At 63.5% G+C, this 16,667-nt stretch carries 15 protein-coding genes; 6 read left to right on the forward strand and 9 right to left on the reverse strand.

The window, feature by feature from the left end; translation table 11 throughout:
* Nucleotides 1-79: 79 nt before the first annotated feature.
* The 4 genes from parE to KMZ29_RS15780 all read left to right on the forward strand — a co-directional run bounded on the left by parE (nt 80) and on the right by KMZ29_RS15780 (nt 4,412).
* On the forward strand, nt 80-2,137 hold the full coding sequence (parE, locus tag KMZ29_RS15765; protein WP_215620112.1) for a DNA topoisomerase IV subunit B: 2,058 nt from the start codon (nt 80-82) through the stop codon (nt 2,135-2,137).
* A gap of 227 nt (nt 2,138-2,364) precedes the next feature.
* Nucleotides 2,365-3,159, forward strand: a complete 795-nt coding sequence (locus KMZ29_RS15770) for an outer membrane protein (protein ID WP_215620113.1) — start codon at nt 2,365-2,367, stop codon at nt 3,157-3,159.
* A gap of 176 nt (nt 3,160-3,335) precedes the next feature.
* Nucleotides 3,336-3,521, forward strand: a complete 186-nt coding sequence (locus KMZ29_RS15775) for a hypothetical protein (RefSeq protein ID WP_215620114.1) — start codon at nt 3,336-3,338, stop codon at nt 3,519-3,521.
* A gap of 120 nt (nt 3,522-3,641) precedes the next feature.
* Nucleotides 3,642-4,412, forward strand: coding sequence for an SDR family NAD(P)-dependent oxidoreductase (locus tag KMZ29_RS15780; protein ID WP_215620115.1), 771 nt, complete (start codon nt 3,642-3,644; stop codon nt 4,410-4,412).
* Nucleotides 4,413-4,521: 109 nt separating this feature from the next.
* Here KMZ29_RS15780 and KMZ29_RS15785 read toward each other — a convergent pair whose 3' ends face one another.
* Complete coding sequence (locus KMZ29_RS15785; protein WP_249779704.1) at nt 4,522-5,262, reverse strand: FAD-dependent monooxygenase; 741 nt, start codon at nt 5,260-5,262, stop codon at nt 4,522-4,524.
* Nucleotides 5,263-5,406: 144 nt separating this feature from the next.
* Entirely contained in the window at nt 5,407-6,900 is a 1,494-nt protein-coding gene (locus KMZ29_RS15790; protein WP_215620117.1) for a caspase family protein, read from the reverse strand.
* A gap of 434 nt (nt 6,901-7,334) precedes the next feature.
* Between KMZ29_RS15790 and KMZ29_RS15795 the strand changes: the two genes are divergently transcribed.
* Entirely contained in the window at nt 7,335-8,810 is a 1,476-nt protein-coding gene (locus tag KMZ29_RS15795) for a DEAD/DEAH box helicase (RefSeq protein WP_215620118.1), read from the forward strand.
* Between the two features lie 142 nt (nt 8,811-8,952).
* A complete protein-coding gene (locus KMZ29_RS15800; protein WP_215620119.1) occupies nt 8,953-10,026 on the forward strand; it encodes a GGDEF domain-containing protein in 1,074 nt (357 codons plus the stop codon).
* 108 nt (nt 10,027-10,134) lie between these two features.
* Here KMZ29_RS15800 and KMZ29_RS15805 read toward each other — a convergent pair whose 3' ends face one another.
* The 7 genes from KMZ29_RS15805 to sufB form a co-directional block, all read right to left on the reverse strand.
* Nucleotides 10,135-10,584, reverse strand: coding sequence for a TfoX/Sxy family protein (locus KMZ29_RS15805; RefSeq protein WP_215620120.1), 450 nt, complete (start codon nt 10,582-10,584; stop codon nt 10,135-10,137).
* A gap of 158 nt (nt 10,585-10,742) precedes the next feature.
* The gene (locus KMZ29_RS15810; RefSeq protein ID WP_215620121.1) at nt 10,743-11,156 is read right to left on the reverse strand and encodes a HesB/IscA family protein; all 414 of its coding nucleotides are present in this window, start codon (nt 11,154-11,156) and stop codon (nt 10,743-10,745) included.
* Nucleotides 11,157-11,235: 79 nt separating this feature from the next.
* Nucleotides 11,236-11,637 (reverse strand): SUF system Fe-S cluster assembly protein, encoded by a 402-nt coding sequence (locus KMZ29_RS15815; protein WP_215620122.1) that lies wholly within the window; start codon nt 11,635-11,637, stop codon nt 11,236-11,238.
* On the reverse strand, nt 11,634-12,881 hold the full coding sequence (locus tag KMZ29_RS15820) for a cysteine desulfurase (protein WP_215620123.1): 1,248 nt from the start codon (nt 12,879-12,881) through the stop codon (nt 11,634-11,636). Before KMZ29_RS15820 ends, KMZ29_RS15815 begins: the two co-directional genes overlap by 4 nt.
* Nucleotides 12,878-14,203, reverse strand: coding sequence for a Fe-S cluster assembly protein SufD (gene sufD, locus KMZ29_RS15825; protein WP_215620124.1), 1,326 nt, complete (start codon nt 14,201-14,203; stop codon nt 12,878-12,880). The genes KMZ29_RS15820 and sufD overlap by 4 nt, the downstream gene beginning before the upstream one ends.
* A gap of 19 nt (nt 14,204-14,222) precedes the next feature.
* Nucleotides 14,223-14,975: a Fe-S cluster assembly ATPase SufC gene (sufC, locus tag KMZ29_RS15830; protein WP_215620125.1), complete on the reverse strand. Its 753-nt coding sequence runs from the start codon at nt 14,973-14,975 to the stop codon at nt 14,223-14,225.
* A gap of 137 nt (nt 14,976-15,112) precedes the next feature.
* Entirely contained in the window at nt 15,113-16,594 is a 1,482-nt protein-coding gene (sufB, locus tag KMZ29_RS15835) for a Fe-S cluster assembly protein SufB (protein WP_215620126.1), read from the reverse strand.
* Nucleotides 16,595-16,667 lie beyond the last annotated feature (73 nt).

Raw genomic sequence — 16,667 nt, forward strand, 5'->3', positions numbered from 1 at the left:
TCACTTTTTGAGCTCATCCGTGGCATAGTCAGAGCAATCGATTCGCCGCGCCCGACGCGCGCGCAACACATGAAGAGCCATGTCCAAGCCATTGAAATCTGCAGCAAAAACCAAAGCCGGTAAAGATCTTTTCGAGGCATCGACCGCGAAGGGCCGCGCCCCGCTCAAGGTCGCATCGCGCGCCTCCAGCGCCGAAGCCGGCTACACCGCGGCCGATATCGAGGTGCTCGAAGGCCTCGAGCCGGTGCGCCGCCGGCCCGGCATGTATATCGGCGGCACCGACGAGAAGGCGCTGCACCACCTGTTCGCGGAAGTGATCGACAATTCCATGGACGAGGCGCTGGCGGGTCACGCCTCCTTCATCGAAGTGGAGCTTTCCGCCGACGGCTTTCTGACCGTGTCGGACAATGGCCGCGGCATCCCGGTCGACCCGCATCCGAAATTCCCGAAGAAATCCGCGCTCGAAGTCATCATGTGCACGCTGCACTCCGGCGGCAAATTCGACTCCAAGGTCTATGAGACCTCCGGCGGCCTGCACGGTGTCGGCGTCTCCGTGGTCAACGCGCTGTCCTCGCGGCTCGAGGTCGAGGTCGCCCGCAGCCAGAAGCTCTATCGCATGAGTTTCGAGCGCGGCCATCCCAAGGGCAAGCTGGAGGACCTCGGCAAGATCAGCAACCGCCGCGGCACCCGCATCCGCTTCAAGCCGGATACCGAGATTTTCGGCGCCAAGGCCGCCTTCAAGCCGCAGCGGCTGTTCAAGATGGCGCGCTCCAAGGCCTATCTGTTCGGCGGCGTCGAAATCCGCTGGCGCTGCGATCCGGCCCTGCTGAAGGGCCTCGAGGGCGTGCCTGCCGAGGACACCTTTCATTTCGCCGGCGGATTGAAGGATTACCTCGCCGCGGCCGTTCATGCCGACACGCTGGTGCATCCGGATATCTTCTCCGGCAAGTCCGGCCGGGTCGGCGCCCACGGCGCCTGCGAATGGGCCGTGGCGTGGACCGCGGACGCCGACGGTTTCCTGTCTTCCTATTGCAACACCGTGCCGACGCAGGATGGCGGCACCCACGAATCCGGCATGCGCAGCGCGCTGTTGCGCGGCCTGAAGGACCACGCCGAACGCGTCGGCCAGGGCAAGCGCGCCGCTTCCATCACCTCGGAAGACGTCATGGTCGGCGCCGCCGTGATGCTCAGCGTGTTCGTGCGCGAGCCGGAATTCCAGGGCCAGACCAAGGACCGCCTCGCCACCGCCGAAGCCCAGCGCATCGTCGAGCAGGCGATCAAGGACCCGTTCGACCACTGGCTGTCGGGCAATCCGCTGCAGGCCAACAAGCTGCTGGATTTCGTCATCGAGCGCGCCGACGAGCGGCTGCGCCGCCGCGCCGAGAAGGAAATCTCGCGCAAGACCGCGACAAAGAAAGCGCGCCTGCCCGGCAAGCTCGCGGACTGCACCAATACCGCCGCCGAAGGTTCGGAACTGTTCATCGTCGAGGGCGACTCGGCCGGCGGCAGCGCCAAGCAGGCGCGCGACCGCAAGACCCAGGCCATCCTTCCCTTGCGCGGCAAGATCCTCAACGTCGCCTCCGCCACCAAGGACAAGCTAACCGCCAATGCGCAGCTTGCCGACCTGATGCAGGCGATCGGCTGCGGCGCCGGCCCGCATTACCGCGAAGAGGATCTGCGCTACGCCCGCATCATCGTCATGACCGACGCCGACGTCGACGGCGCGCATATCGCCTCGTTGCTGATCACGTTCTTCTACCGGCAGATGCCGCGGCTGATCGACGAGGGCCACCTCTACCTCGCGGTGCCGCCGCTCTACCGCCTCACCCACGGTTCAAAGACGGTCTACGCCCGCGACGACGCCCACAAGGAGCTGCTTCTGAGGAGCGAATTCAACGCCAACGCCAAGGTCGACGTCGGCCGCTTCAAGGGCCTCGGCGAAATGATGCCGGCGCAGCTGAAGGAAACCACCATGGATCCGGCCAAACGCACCTTGCTGCGCGTGGTGCTCTTGGCCGACGACCGCGAGGGCACCGCCGATTCGGTCGAGCGGCTGATGGGCACCAAGGCGGAAGCGCGCTTTGCCTTCATTTCCGACAAGGCCGAATTCGCCAGCGAGGATTTGCTGGACGTCTAGGGGGCCGGGACCGTCGGGAAGTGTCCGGGGGAGCGGCGTCGATTCCGCTGTCCCCATGCGGATTTGCCGCCTTTTTGGGCTTTTCCAGCCTGGCGCGTTTTCCGGCGTGTGTGCTCCCCCTGCAACAGCATTTTGGACGGAACTGCGTATAGTTCCGCCTACAAGGTTTACGGGAATCGGTGCAGAGGCACCCGCGCGGTCGGTTTCGAACGCTCAATACTGGGGAATTGAAAATGAAGAAATTAGTGCTCGCGCTGACCGCGTTTGCGGCGTTTGCTGCCCCGGCTGTCGCGGCCGACATGGCCGCCAAGGCCCCGCTGCGGGCTGCTCCCGTTGCATATGCCCCGTCCTGGACCGGCTGCTACATCGGTGGCGGTGGCGGCTTCGGTATGTGGAACCAGGAAAACACCCGTTATATCGATGGTCCGCCGCGGACTCTGGTTTCCGCCGAAACGACGGCCGGCGGTCGCGGCTACTTCGGCACCATCGGTGGTGGCTGCGACTACCAGTTCTCGGCCGCAGGCGCACAGTTCGTGGTCGGCGCCTTCGCCGACTATGACTTCGCGAGCATCAAAGGCCAGCTTGGTACCCTCAACGCTGCTATCGTTGGCGAAGAGAAGATGAGCTCGGCCTGGGCGGTCGGCGGCCGCATCGGCTGGCTGGCATTCCCGCAGCTTCTGACCTATTTCTCGGGTGGCTACACCGAGGCGACCTTCGACCGGATCAACTTCAACTTCGCCGGCGCCCCGTTTGGAACGGCCAACACCTACCTCGACAAGGCGACCTACAAGGGTTGGTTCCTCGGGGCCGGCGACGAATATGCGCTGAGCTTCCTGCCGGGCCTGTTCTGGAAGACCGAATACCGCTTCTCGGAATTCGATCTCCGGAACAACCCCTTCAGGAACGCCACCACCAATGCTCTGAACGGCGACTCGCTGGACTCCAAGAAGTACACCCACACCATCCGCAGCGAGCTGGTCTACCGTTTCAACTGGGGTGGCCCGGTCGTCGCGAAGTACTGATCTCTCCCGAGAGTAAACAACTTAAAAGCCCCGGCATATTGCCGGGGCTTTTTTGTGCCTATGGGGTCTGTGAGCGCCCCACCGGGAAGCCTCCGGCGCCCGCCCCTTGCCCTCGCTGATTCCGCACGTCAAGGTGGCCGCGTCCCCACCGGGGCCACGGCCAGCGGGGAAGAGCGATGCGCAGATGGTTTTTGATCGCCGGCATCCTTGCACTCGCGATCGGGTTGCTCTGGATCGGCCAAGGCACCGGCGTGATTGCCTGGCCGGCATCGAGCTTCATGATCAGCCAGATCCAGTGGGCCTGGTACGGCGCGGCGCTGGCCGCGCTCGGACTGATCCTGATCTGGCAGAACCGGCGTTGAATCCACATCCGACGTGGCGTGGTCGCCATGGCCGGGCTTGTCCCAGCAATCCACCTCTTTAAAAACTGGCGATCAGGACGAGGATGCCGGCATAGAACCGGGCGTGACGGGGGAATGTCCATGAATTCAAAACTGTTCGATCTCAGCGGCAAGGTAGCCATCGTCACCGGCGGCAATGGCGGCATCGGGCTCGGGATGGCGCGAGGGTTAGCGGAAGCCGGCGCCGGCATCGCCGTCGTCGGACGCGACGAAGCGAAGTCCAACGCTGCGGTCGCAGACCTCAGGACGCGCGGCGTCAAGGCAATCTCCGTCACAGCCGACGTCACCAGCCAATCGGCGGTCGAGGCCATGGTCGAGCGGGTGAAGAACGAACTCGGGCGCGTTGACATTCTCGTCAACAATGCCGGCATCAATATTCGAAAAGCGCCGCACGCACTCGATCTGGCGGAATGGGACAGCGTCATCAAGACCAACCTCACCAGCGCGTTCCTGTGCTCGCAGGCGGCCTACCCCGCCATGAAGGCCGCAGGCGGCGGCAAGATCATCAATATCGGCTCGATGATGTCGATCTTCGGCGCCAGTTTTGCGCCAGCCTACGCCGCGAGCAAGGGTGGCATCGTGCAGTTCACCCGCTCCTGCGCGGTGGCTTGGGCCGTTGACGGCATCCAAGTCAACGCCATTCTGCCGGGCTGGATCGACACCGAACTGACCAAGCGCGCCCGCGAGCAGATCGACGGACTGCACGACAAGGTGCTGGCGCGCACGCCGGCGGCGCGCTGGGGCGCCATCGCCGACTTCGCCGGCATCGCGGTGTTCCTGTCGTCGAGCGCCTCGGACTTCGTCACCGGCACCGCGATCCCGATCGATGGCGGTTTCTCGATCATGGGCTAAGCAAGCGCGAAGCACCAACGAGCTGGTGCGCCGGACGCGGCGCCTACCGCAGTGCCCCTACAGAAAATCGCGAAAACAACCCCATGCAAAGTAGAATGCCTCGCCGGTGTCAGCGGGTCGGGGCTACCGGCGAATGTACATGCTCCGGCCGCACCCCAAGGCCGACGAACCGCGCGGTAACGCCCTGCAGCCACGGTACCGCGTTGATGAGGCGCACCGGCAGCGGTGGCTTGAGCGGCCGGCCGCCGGGCTTGAGCGCGACGCTGATGACGTTGTTCTGGACCACCACCTGCATGGCCTGCGTCATCCGCACCGGAAATTCCCGGCGCCGCCGCACCGCATCGAGCTCCTGTTCGGAAGGACAGCCGTCTGCCAGCTTGGCCGCCAGCAGGTTCGCCGTCGCGACCGCATCCTGCACCGCCAGCTTCACGCTGATGACCGTTTCGCCCGACCGGATCAGGTCGGTCGCCTCAGCATTCATCATCACCCTGAGCGACGGGAATCGTTGGCCGCTCTCGCGCAGGAAATTGAGAAAGTCCCATTGCGGCATGAAGGCGATGAAGGGGTACTTTGCCTTCAGACGGCTGAGGTCCGCGATCCGGATGGTGGCGCTGCCGAACTTGCCGTCCATCTTCCGCAGTCGCTGGTGCGGCAGCTTGAGAAATCCATCGATCAGGCCGAGTTCGTCCATCACCTGCAGCGTCGAGGGATGCACGGTGTCGCCGCGAAAATCGCGGAAGAAGTCGGCGTGCTTCTCCAGCACGATCGTATCGACGCCGGCGCGGCCGAGCAGATAACCCAGCATCATGCCGGCGGGACCGCCGCCGACGATGCAGCAGCGGAACTTCATAGATGGCTCCATGGCGACCTCCAGGACAGGAGCATACGCCGGATCGCACCATTCGTCATTGCGAGGAGCGACAGCGACGAAGCAATCCATCTATCCCCGCGGGGACAGGTGGATTGCTTCGCTTCGCTCGCAATGACGGACGTGTCAGCGCCGGAAACTCTTGATCTCGGAAACGCTGCCGTCGCGGTAGGTCAATTCCACCGACACCGATCTGGTCGCGGGCGCGAGCTTCAGATAGGGCTGCGCCTCATGGGGAATGACACTGGGATCCCTGGGATCGCAGGGCGGCATTTTCAGCACCTTGTCCGGCACCGTGGTATCGATGCCGACGCGCACTTCGCGGATCGCGCAGCGATACGACATCAGGTGGGTGTAATAGACCAGCAACCCGTTGAACTCGCGGAACGACAGCCAACTCGTCGCGGTCATGTCGAGGATCTTGCGCTGATCGCGGATCAGCGCGGCTTCCGGATCGAACCGGATCGGGAACGGTCCCTGCAACTCGCCCTGGATATCGACATAGCGGACCTGGATCGTCGCCGCCGGCGCGTCGGCGGGCAATTCGATCGACGGGTTGGGCATCCGCTTGCGTGTGCGCGGATCGAGCGTGTCGATGAAACCGGTCTCGCGGAATTCGCTGGTCTCGCCGATCCGCCATGAAATCCCGAGCGTCGGATCGGCGATCGAGAACACCACGGTCCAGCCGCCATTGTGGCGGGAGAACGCGGCGATCGGCGCATTGACGCTTTCGTTCGACGGCGCAAGGCGCTGCACCGGCGGCAAGGCCGCGACCTTCTGCAAGGGCTCGGCGGCTGTTTCGGCCTGCCCCTTCGCAACGCCGTTCAGAAACACGTCGTCGACCATCTGGTCGAAATAAACCGGGATCTGCTTGTGGCGCACGGTCTCCGCCGCCTCACTGACAAGGCGCCGGGTGCGCTGCGCGACCTGCACGAGATTAGCGCCGGGCTGCGTCAGCTCCTTGGCGAAAGTCCGCGTGAACACCGAATTGGGATTGTCGTCATTGTTGGAGAGCCGGTCGAGCGCGGTCTGCCGCGGGCCCGCCGAAAATACCGAGAACACGCCCTCCGGCAATTGCGTCATCGGCGCCAGACCGCCGCCGCCGGCGACCGCGCGGGTGCCGGCGCGTTCGAACGGATTGTTGCGGCAGGCGTCGAAGACCAGAATGGCGGTACGCGCCTTCTTGTTCTGCAGCCGTTCGATGACGCGGTCCGCCAGGATCGATGCATCGCGTACCAGCTCTTCCTGGCCCTCGGTCGCCGCAGGCACGTCGGTCGGCAGCAGAAAGTTCTGTCCGGCGATCTCAAAACCGTGGCCGGCGTAGAAGAAGAACGCGGTATCGCCGGGCTCGACCGCCTTGTCGAACGCCAGCAGCGTCTGGCTGAACGCAGCCCGCGTCTGGTTCTCCGCCACCATCACGGAAAAGCCGAGCTGCTTCAGCGTATCGCCCATGGTGCGGGCGTCGTTGACCGCCTTCTGCAGTTTCGGAACGTTCCTGTAGTCGTTGTTGCCGATGACCAGCGCGACCCGCTTGGCGGCTTGTGCAGGCGCGGCAAACGCCAGCAACGACCCCGCCAGACACCACGCCAGAGCGGTCCTGAAGGACAACCAGCTATTCATCCGTATTCCCCGACTGCGCGAATCATCCGCGGCTCGTGCGATCCGCTCTATGCCATAGTCGATAAATGAACAGCGCCGGTTCAATGGCGGGGATTGCCCGCGGGAGTTGTGAACCGGCGCGCAAGAGAACCAGTCTCGCCCTGCCAATCCCCCCGGCGCGGCCTCGCCACGTGACCATTAGATGACGAGGCGCCCCTTATTTATGCGAAAACGTTAAGCTTTTTCGGCCATTTGGCCGGTTCCAAGATTGACTTTGGCCGTTTCGTCCCTATGTTCCGTTTCAACGCGGCCCTGGATCGAAACGCGATTCCCTTGGGTTAGCCGCTCGTCAGCGTAAGTCAGAGCCCCCAGCTTCATAAAGCGCGCCGTTTCGGGGTTGAACGCGACAGCCTTTCTATCCTCGATTCCGAACGGCGGTGTCGACTAGAGGCTCAATGTCTTTTTCCCATCTCGGACTTTCCGACAAGGTGCTCGCCGCAGTTGCGGCCACCGGTTACACCACCCCTACTCCCATTCAGGAACAGGCGATCCCCCACGTTCTGGCCCGCCGCGACGTTCTCGGCATCGCCCAGACCGGCACCGGCAAGACCGCGGCCTTCGTCCTTCCGATGCTTACTCTGCTGGAAAAGGGCCGCGCACGCGCCCGGATGCCCCGCACCCTGATCCTGGAGCCGACGCGCGAACTCGCAGCCCAGGTCAAGGAGCAATTCGATAAATACGGCGCCGGGCAGAAGCTCAACGTGGCGCTCCTGATCGGCGGGGTTTCGTTCGGCGACCAGGACACCAAGCTGACGCGCGGCGTCGACGTCCTGATCGCGACCCCGGGCCGTCTGCTCGACCATACCGAACGCGGCGGGCTGTTGCTCACCGGCGTCGAACTGCTGGTGATCGACGAAGCCGACCGCATGCTCGACATGGGCTTCATTCCCGACATCGAGCGCATCTGCAAGATGATCCCGTTCACGCGGCAGACACTGTTCTTCACCGCGACGATGCCGCCGGAAATCGCCCGCATCACCGAAACCTTCCTGCATAATCCGCAACGGATCGAAGTTTCCAGGCCCGCCACCACCGCCGTCGGCGTGTCGCAATTCCAGATCAGTGTCGGCCGCGAGCCCCACGAGAAGCGTGAAGTGCTGCGCCGCCTGTTGCGTGACGCCCAGGATCTCAACAACGCGATCATCTTCTGCAACCGCAAGCGCGAGGTTGCGCTGCTGTACAAATCGCTGCACAAGCACGGCTTCAGCGTCGGCGCCCTGCACGGCGACATGGACCAGTCGGCGCGCACCGCCGCACTCGATCAATTCCGCAAGGGCGAAATTCCGCTGCTGGTCGCTTCCGACGTCGCTGCCCGCGGCCTCGATATTCCGGCTGTCAGCCACGTCTTCAATTTCGACGTCCCGCATCACGCCGACGATTACGTCCACCGCATCGGCCGCACCGGCCGCGCCGGACGCGCCGGCACCGCGATTTCCATCGTCTCTCCGCTCGATCATAAGTCGATGGCGGCGATCGAAAAGCTGATCGGACAAAGCATCCCTCCCGTCGAAGGCGGCAGCGCCGTTCAGCCGATCGAAAGCACCGCAGCTGTGCCCGGCGGCGACTCCGAGCAGCCGCGCCACTCCCGCGGACGCGATGGCGCAAGAGAAGGTTCAAGGGAAGGTTCGCGCGGCGGCCGCAAGCCGCGGCGCGAACGCGAACCGCGGCGTTCAGGCGGCGGCCGCAGTTCGGGTCCGCAGCCGCAGGCCGCCGCGGCGGCGTTCACGCCACCGTCGGCTCCGCCTCCCTCGCGCACGCCTTCGATCGGCCGCCCCGAAGCGCCCCCGGCGCCACGCGACGCGTCATCGGAGCCTGCCGATCACTCGCACCTTCCGGCATTCCTGTTGCGTCCGGTTCGCGCCCGAATCTAAACTTTTGTTCCGAACTTCAGTTAAAGGCCGGTAGGAACCCGTTTACCGGCCGTTCATTCTCCTCCATTAACCTGCCGCCGATAATTTTATTGATTGCTGCGGGACGGCGGGCAACGCTGCCTGCCATGTGGGGACGTGACCTGTGATTAAGGTGCTGGACGAACATGAACGCACGATGGCCTTCGCCGAAGTCGCGCTGGGCCAGATCAAATCCCTCCGGCAAACCGCCGTCCCCCGCAACTATGAAATCTGGTACGTCTACGCGACCGGATATAATTCCCCGCTCAACAAGATCATCAACGAGACGCTGGCGCGCAACGGCAAGCTGACCGAGGCCGATCTCGAACAGATCTACGAGACCTATCTTTCCCAGATCAAGACCACCGACCGTATCGACAAGGTCGGATCGCGCGTGATCGGCGAAATCGACGACGTGATGACGCTGATCGGCGAAGCGCTCGGCATGGCGGCGAGCTATGACGACAACCTGACGGGCGCGGCCCGGAAGCTCTCGGTCGCCCAGAAACCCGACCAGATCAAAGCAATCGTCGAATCGCTGGTGAAGTCCACCCGCGAGATGCGCGAGACCAACAAGGCGCTGGAAGACCGGCTGTCGCTGTCGAAGAACGAAATCAGCAACCTGCAGCAGAGCCTCGAGGCGATCAGGGCCGAAAGCCTGACCGATCCCCTGACCGGCCTCGGCAACCGCAAATATTTCGACCGCTCGATCGAGACGGCGGTCCAGAACGCGCTCGCCAGCGGCGAACCGCTTACGCTCCTGATGTTCGATATCGATCACTTCAAATCGTTCAACGATTCCTATGGCCACCTCACCGGCGATCAGGTGCTGCGGCTGGTAGGCATGTCGCTGAAACAGACCATCAAGGGCCAGGACATCACCGCCCGCTACGGCGGCGAGGAATTCGCGGTGGTGCTGCCCAACACCGCGCTGCGCCAGGCGCTGACGGTCGCCGATCACATCCGCCGCGCCGTCATGGCGAAGGAATTGAAGAAGAAATCTACCGGCGAAATTCTCGGCCGCGTCACCATCTCGGTCGGCGTTTCCATGCTGAAGCCGGGTGACGATACCGACGCGCTGATCGAACGCGCCGATGCCTGCCTCTACGCCGCCAAGCGCAACGGCCGCAACCGCGTGATCTGCGAAGTCGACCCGGAATACGCCGCCGAGACCCAGAGCCAGGTCCAGGTGGCGTGAGGCGAACATCCTCCGCTCGTCGTCCCCGCGAAAGCAAGGGACCCATACGCCGTGCATTCTCGTTCGGGTACGCTGGCAGACGGCTTCTGCAACAATCAACGGCGGTGGTTATGGGTCCCGGCGCGCGCGCGAAGGGCGCTTGGCCGGGACGACGGCTGTTGCTCCCTTCTTTTTGGCCATAGCCTTCTTCTTGACTACGAGCTTCTTCTTCGCCGCCTTGCGCGGCTTCGGGCGCTTGCGCAAGGCCGCGCGCTGCGCCGCCGCCAGCGCCGCCTTCGCCCACACGCTCAGTTCCTCCGAATCGTCGAACAGCCGCGCCGGCAACTGCCAGTACGAATTGACGGTAACGGTCTTCGCCCGCGTCTGGTACTGAAACGGCGTCGACCCCTCGGCCTCGAACTGCGGTATCGTCGCCTCGTCAGCGCGGAAATAGAGGCCGGATCGCAACGCGAGCGCGAAGTTGGTGCCGTCGGCGGAAATGCCGAAGCCCGAAAACATCCGGCGGATGGTGACCGGGCCAAAATCCGAAAACAGATCGATCAGAAAATCGCGGTCCATCTTTCCACCGTCGTCCCGGCGAACGCCGGGACCCATACGCCGCAGCCTCGCATTCAGGCAGTGTGGTCGACGATCTCCGCAACAATCAACAACGGTGGTTGCGGGTCCCGGCTCAAGGCCGGCACGACGCTTGGTTAGAGTTAGATCCGGGCCGAGATCTAGCCATCCACGATCTTCGCAGGCGTCAGTTGCACGGATTCGCCGCAGCCGCAGGCGCCAGTCTGGTTCGGATTGTTGAAGATGAACTGCGCCGACATCTTGTCGACCTTGTAGTCCATCTCGGTGCCGAGCAGGAACAGCACCGCCTTGGGATCGACCAGTATCTTGACGCCCTTGTCCTCGACCACCTCGTCGGTGGGGCGGATCTCGTGGGCATATTCGACCGTGTAGGATTGCCCGGCGCAGCCGCCGTTCTTGATCCCGACGCGAAGACCAACGATTTCGGAATCGGCGCGCCTGGCAAGTTCGGTAATGCGCTGCGCGGCGGCCTCGGTCAGTTTCATGACCTGCGGCCGGGGACGCGGCTTCGGCTTGGAGGCCGGTGTCGTTGAAGCGGGTGTCATGTTGGTCATTTGGTCATTCCTGGCCGCCGATCAATGCCGTGCCACGTTCTCGTGAAAAGCTTAAGCTCAACTCCACTAACGTAACGCTTCACCACATATTGAGGACGAGGCGCGCCTCGTCGGTCATGCGATCCGGCGTCCATGCCGGCTCCCAGACCAGATTGACATTGACCACGCCGACGCCGGGAACGCTGGCGACCGCGTTCTCCACCATCTGCGGCAATTCGCCCGCCGCCGGACAGTTCGGCGTAGTCAGCGTCATCATGACGTCGACGGAGCGGTCGTCCTTGATATCGACCTTGTAGATCAGCCCGAGCTCGTAGATGTCGGCCGGAATTTCCGGGTCGAACACGGTCTTCAGCGCGGCCACGATCTCGCCGCCGAGCCGCTCGGTCTCCTCCGGCGGCAGCGCCGAGTTCGTTTCCATGTTGCTGGTCTTGGCTTCCAGATTCCTGGATTCCAGATTCTTGGCTTCGACGGTATCGCTCATGAAAACAATTCCCGCGCCTTGATCAGCGCCTGTGCCAGATGGTCGACTTCTTCACGGGTATTATACATCCCGAACGAGGCACGGCAGGTGGCCGTGACGTTGAACCGCTCTAAGAGCGGCATCGCGCAATGGGTTCCCGCGCGCACCGCGATGCCCTGGCGGTCGATCACGGTCGCGACATCGTGGGGATGAGCGCCCTTCATCTCGAACGAGATCACCGGGCCCTTGCCGCGCGCGGTCCCGATCAGCCGCAGCGAGTTGATCTCGCGCAGCCGCGCTTCGGCGTAGGTCAAAAGATCGTGCTCATGCGCGGCGATCCGCTCCTTGCCGATCGAATTGACGTAGTCGATCGCGGCACCCAGCCCGATCGATTCCACGATGGCGGGCGTACCCGCCTCGAACTTGTGCGGCGGATCGCCATAGGTGACCCAGTCCCGCGCGACCTCGCGGATCATCTCGCCGCCGCCGTTATAGGGCCGCATCGCGACCAGGTGCTCGTGCTTGGCGTAGAGCACGCCGATGCCAGTCGGGCCGTACAGCTTGTGGCCGGTGAAGACGTAGAAATCGGCGTCGATATCGCGCACGTCGATCGCCAGGTGCACGGCGGCCTGGCTGCCGTCGACCAGGACCGGGATGCCCCTGCTATGCGCGAGCTTCACCACATCCTTGACCGGAACGATGGTGCCGAGCGCATTCGACATCTGCGTGATCGCGACCAGCTTGGTGCGCGGGCCCAGCAGCTTTTCGAACTCGTCGATCAGGAAGTTGCCTTCGTCGTCGACATCGGCCCATTTCAGGACCGCGCCGTGACGCTCCCTCAGGAAATGCCAAGGCACGATGTTGGAATGGTGCTCCATAATCGAGAGCACGATCTCGTCGCCCTCGCCGATATTCGGCTCGCCCCAGGACGACGCCACGAGGTTGATCGCCTCGGTGGCGTTGCGGGTGAAGATGACCTCTTCGTTGCGCCCGGCATTGATGAATTTCGCGACCTTGGCGCGGCCGCCCTCAAAGGCTTCCGTCGCCGCATTGGCGAGGTAGTGCAGTCCGCGATGCACGTTGGCGTATTCGCTCTTATAGGCCAGCGTCATGCGGTCGAGCACCGCGGTCGGCTTCTGCGCCGAGGCGGCGTTGTCGAGATAGACCAGCGGCTTGCCGTAGATCTTCAGCGACAGCGCGGGAAAGTCTTCCCGGACCCGGGCGACGTCGTATGAACCGTTTGCGACTGCCGGATGCATGGTCATCCCCGAGCCTCCAGCCAGCGCTGCGCCGCCGAGATCGCGAGTTCGCGCAGGCCGTCATTGACGATGGATTCGATCGCCTCGCCGACGAAGGCCTGGATCAGCAGCGCCTGGGCCTCCTTCTCGGGCAAGCCCCGCGCGCGCAGGTAAAACAAGAGGCTCTCATCGAGAGCGCCGGTGGCGGCGCCATGGCCGCAGGTGACGTCGTCGGCGAAGATCTCCAGCTCCGGCTTGTTGTCGGCCTCGGCCTCGTCCGACAGCAACAGAGCCCGTGTCATCATCTTGGCGTCGGTCTTCTGCGCGTCGGGGCGGACGATGATGCGGCCCTGGAACACCGAATGGCCGCGGTCGTCGACCACGGCGCGGAAGATCTCGCGGCTGACGCAATTCGGCACCGCGTGGTCCATGAACAGCGTGGTGTCGGCGTGCTGGCGGCCGTTGAGCAGATTGACACCGTTGGTCTCGACCTTCGAACCCTCGCCGGCAAAGGCGATGACGGCCTGGTAACGGCTAACGCCGGAGCCGGAGGTCATGCCGAAGGTATTGAAATGGGCGTGGGAGCCGAGCCGCACCACCGATGAGGAAATGTTGAAGGCGTCGCGGCCATCCTCGACCAGGCGGACATGATCGAGCCGCGCGCCGTCGCCGATCGACAGCACCAACGCATCATGGACCTGATAGGCCCTGGCGCCATCGCCGCTGATGTAGCTTTCCACCAGCGTCGCGCCGGCGGCCTTGCCGAGGCGGAGCAGCGAGCGGGTGAACATCGCCGCAGGCTTCGCGCCGCTGACGATATGGACGATATGCAGAGGCTGCGCCAGCACGGCGCCGTCGGCGACCTCGATCACGAGACCGTCGGTCATCATCGCGCTGTTCAGCGCCACCATGGCATCGGAATCGTCCGGCGCGAATAATTGCGCCTGCAGCGCCGCGTCGCCGGTTTCCAGCGCCTCGCGCAGCGTGCAGATGGCGAGGCCTCGTTCGGGATTGGCCGTTTCCGACAGTTTTGGCGCGAACACGCCGTCGACCAGCACCAGCCGGCGCGCGCCTTCGATCGCGTGCAGCTTCAGCGCGGCGGCCGCGCGGGTCAGCGCCGCCGCGTCCGGTGCGCCAGCCAGCGGCAGCACCTCGCGCATTAGCGCGCGCAGGTCGGTGTATTTCCAGTCCTCGATCCGCCGGTGCGGCAGGCCGGCGCGCTCGTAGGCCTCGAACGCCTGCCGCCTGCGATCCGCGACCTTGCCCGCGCCGGGCAGCCGGTCACGCGCGACCGCAAAGCTGTCGCTCAGCGCGCGTCCGGTCTCGGTCTTTGCCAATGCCACGTTCATTACAACATCCGCTTCAGGTTCAGGCTGCGGCTTCGAACTGCGCGTAGCCGGAAGCCTCGAGCTCCAGCGCCAGTTCCTTGCCGCCGCTCTTCACGACGCGGCCCCTGGACATCACGTGCACGAAATCCGGCACGATGTAATTCAACAGCCGCTGATAATGCGTGATCACCACCATGGCGCGATCCGGCGAGCGCAGCGCGTTGACGCCGTCGGCGGCGACCCGCAGCGCGTCGATGTCGAGGCCGGAATCCATCTCGTCGAGGATGCACAGGCTCGGCTCGAACAGCGCCATCTGCAGCACTTCGTTGCGCTTCTTCTCGCCGCCGGAGAAGCCGACATTGACGCCACGGCGCAGCATGTCCTGCGGTATGTTGAGGGACTTCGCGACTTCGCGAACCTTCTTGAGGAAATCCGGCGTCGAATATTCGCTCTCGCCGCGCGCCTTGCGCTGGGCGTTCAGCGCGGTGCGCAGGAAGGTCATGGTGGCGACACCCGGGATTTCCACCGGATACTGGAACGCCAGGAACACGCCCTTGGCAGCGCGCTCGTCCGGCGACATCTCCAGCAGGTTCTCGCCCTTGAACAGGATCTCGCCGCCGGTGACTTCATAACCGGGCTTGCCGGCGATCACATGCGACAGTGTCGACTTGCCGGAGCCGTTCGGTCCCATGATGGCGTGAACTTCGCCCGGGTTCACGGTGAGCGAGAGCCCGTGGAGAATCTCGCGCTCATCGACACGGACCTGCAGGTTTTTGACTTCGAGTAGCGACATTACGTTGTTCCGTCTTTCCTTCGTTTTCCTCGTCCTGAGGAGCGCCGCAGGGCGCATCGCGAAGGACGTGGCCGACAATCTCTCCTCTCACCCTTCGAGACGGCCGCTCACGCGGCCTCCTCAGGATGAGGCACTCGCTATCCAACCGATCCTTCGAGGCTGATCGAGATCAGCTTCTGCGCTTCCACCGCAAATTCCATCGGCAGTTGCTGCAGCACGTCCTTGACAAAACCGTTGACCACGAGGCCGACGGCTTCCTCCTGCGACAGCCCGCGCTGCACGCAATAGAACAGCACATCCTCGGATATCTTCGAGGTAGTGGCTTCGTGCTCGAACAGCGCCGAGGAATTCTTGGCTTCGATATAGGGCACGGTGTGGGCGCCGCATTTGTCGCCGATCAACAAAGAATCACACGCCGTAAAATTGCGCGCACCGGTGGCTTTCCGATGCGCGGTCACAAGTCCACGATAGGTATTCTGCGACACGCCCGCGGCGATGCCCTTGCTGATGATCCGGCTCGTCGTGTTCTTGCCGAGATGGATCATCTTGGTGCCGGAATCGACCTGCTGGTGGCCGTTCGAAATCGCGATCGAATAGAATTCACCACGGGAGTTATCGCCGCGCAGGATGCAACTCGGATATTTCCAGGTGATAGCCGAGCCTGTCTCGACCTGGGTCCAAGAGATCTTCGAATTGTTGCCGCGGCAGTCGCCCCGCTTGGTGACGAAATTGTAGATGCCGCCGACACCTTCGGAATTGCCGGGGTACCAGTTCTGCACCGTCGAATATTTGATCTCGGCGTCGTCGAGCGTGACCAGCTCGACCACGGCGGCGTGCAACTGGTTCTCGTCGCGCTGCGGCGCGGTGCAGCCTTCGAGGTAGCTGACATAAGCGCCCTTGTCGGCGATGATCAGGGTGCGCTCGAACTGGCCGGTGTTGCGTTCGTTGATACGGAAATACGTCGACAGCTCCATCGGACAACGCACGCCCGGCGGCACGTAGACGAACGAGCCGTCGGAGAACACCGCCGAGTTCAGCGTGGCGAAATAATTGTCGGAGGTCGGCACCACCGTGCCGAGATATTTCTGCACCAGATCGGGATGCTCGCGGATCGCCTCCGAGATCGGCATGAAGATCACGCCGGCTTTCTTCAGCTCTTCCTTGAAGGTGGTCGCTACGGAAACCGAATCGAACACCGCGTCGACGGCGATCTTGCGTTCGCCCTCGGGGCGGGCGACGCCCTCCAGCACTTCCACCTCGCGCAGGGGAATGCCGAGCTTCTCGTAGGTCTTGAGAATTTCCGGATCGATCTCGTCCAGTGACGAGACCTGCTTCTTCGGCTTCGGCGCCGAGTAGTAATAGAGATCCTGGTAATCGATCTTGGGGTAATTGACCCGCGCCCAGGTCGGCTCGGTCATGGTCAGCCAGCGCCGATAGGCCTCCAGCCGCCATTCCAGCATCCAGGCCGGTTCGTTCTTTTTCGCCGAAATGAAACGGACGGTATCTTCCGATAACCCCTTGGGGGCCTTGTCGGACTCGATTACGGTCTCAAACCCATAACGATATTGATCGACGTCGATCCGGCGCACCCGATCGACGGTCTCTTGTACGGCCGCCATTCCATCCTCCGCTCGCGGTTTCAAGGACCGCGGTGTGGATCATCTTGAAAGACTATTACGATGTTTCCTGGAG

It is taken from the genome of Bradyrhizobium sediminis (assembly GCF_018736085.1).
In the GTDB taxonomy this organism is placed as follows: Bacteria; Pseudomonadota; Alphaproteobacteria; order Rhizobiales; family Xanthobacteraceae; genus Bradyrhizobium; species Bradyrhizobium sediminis.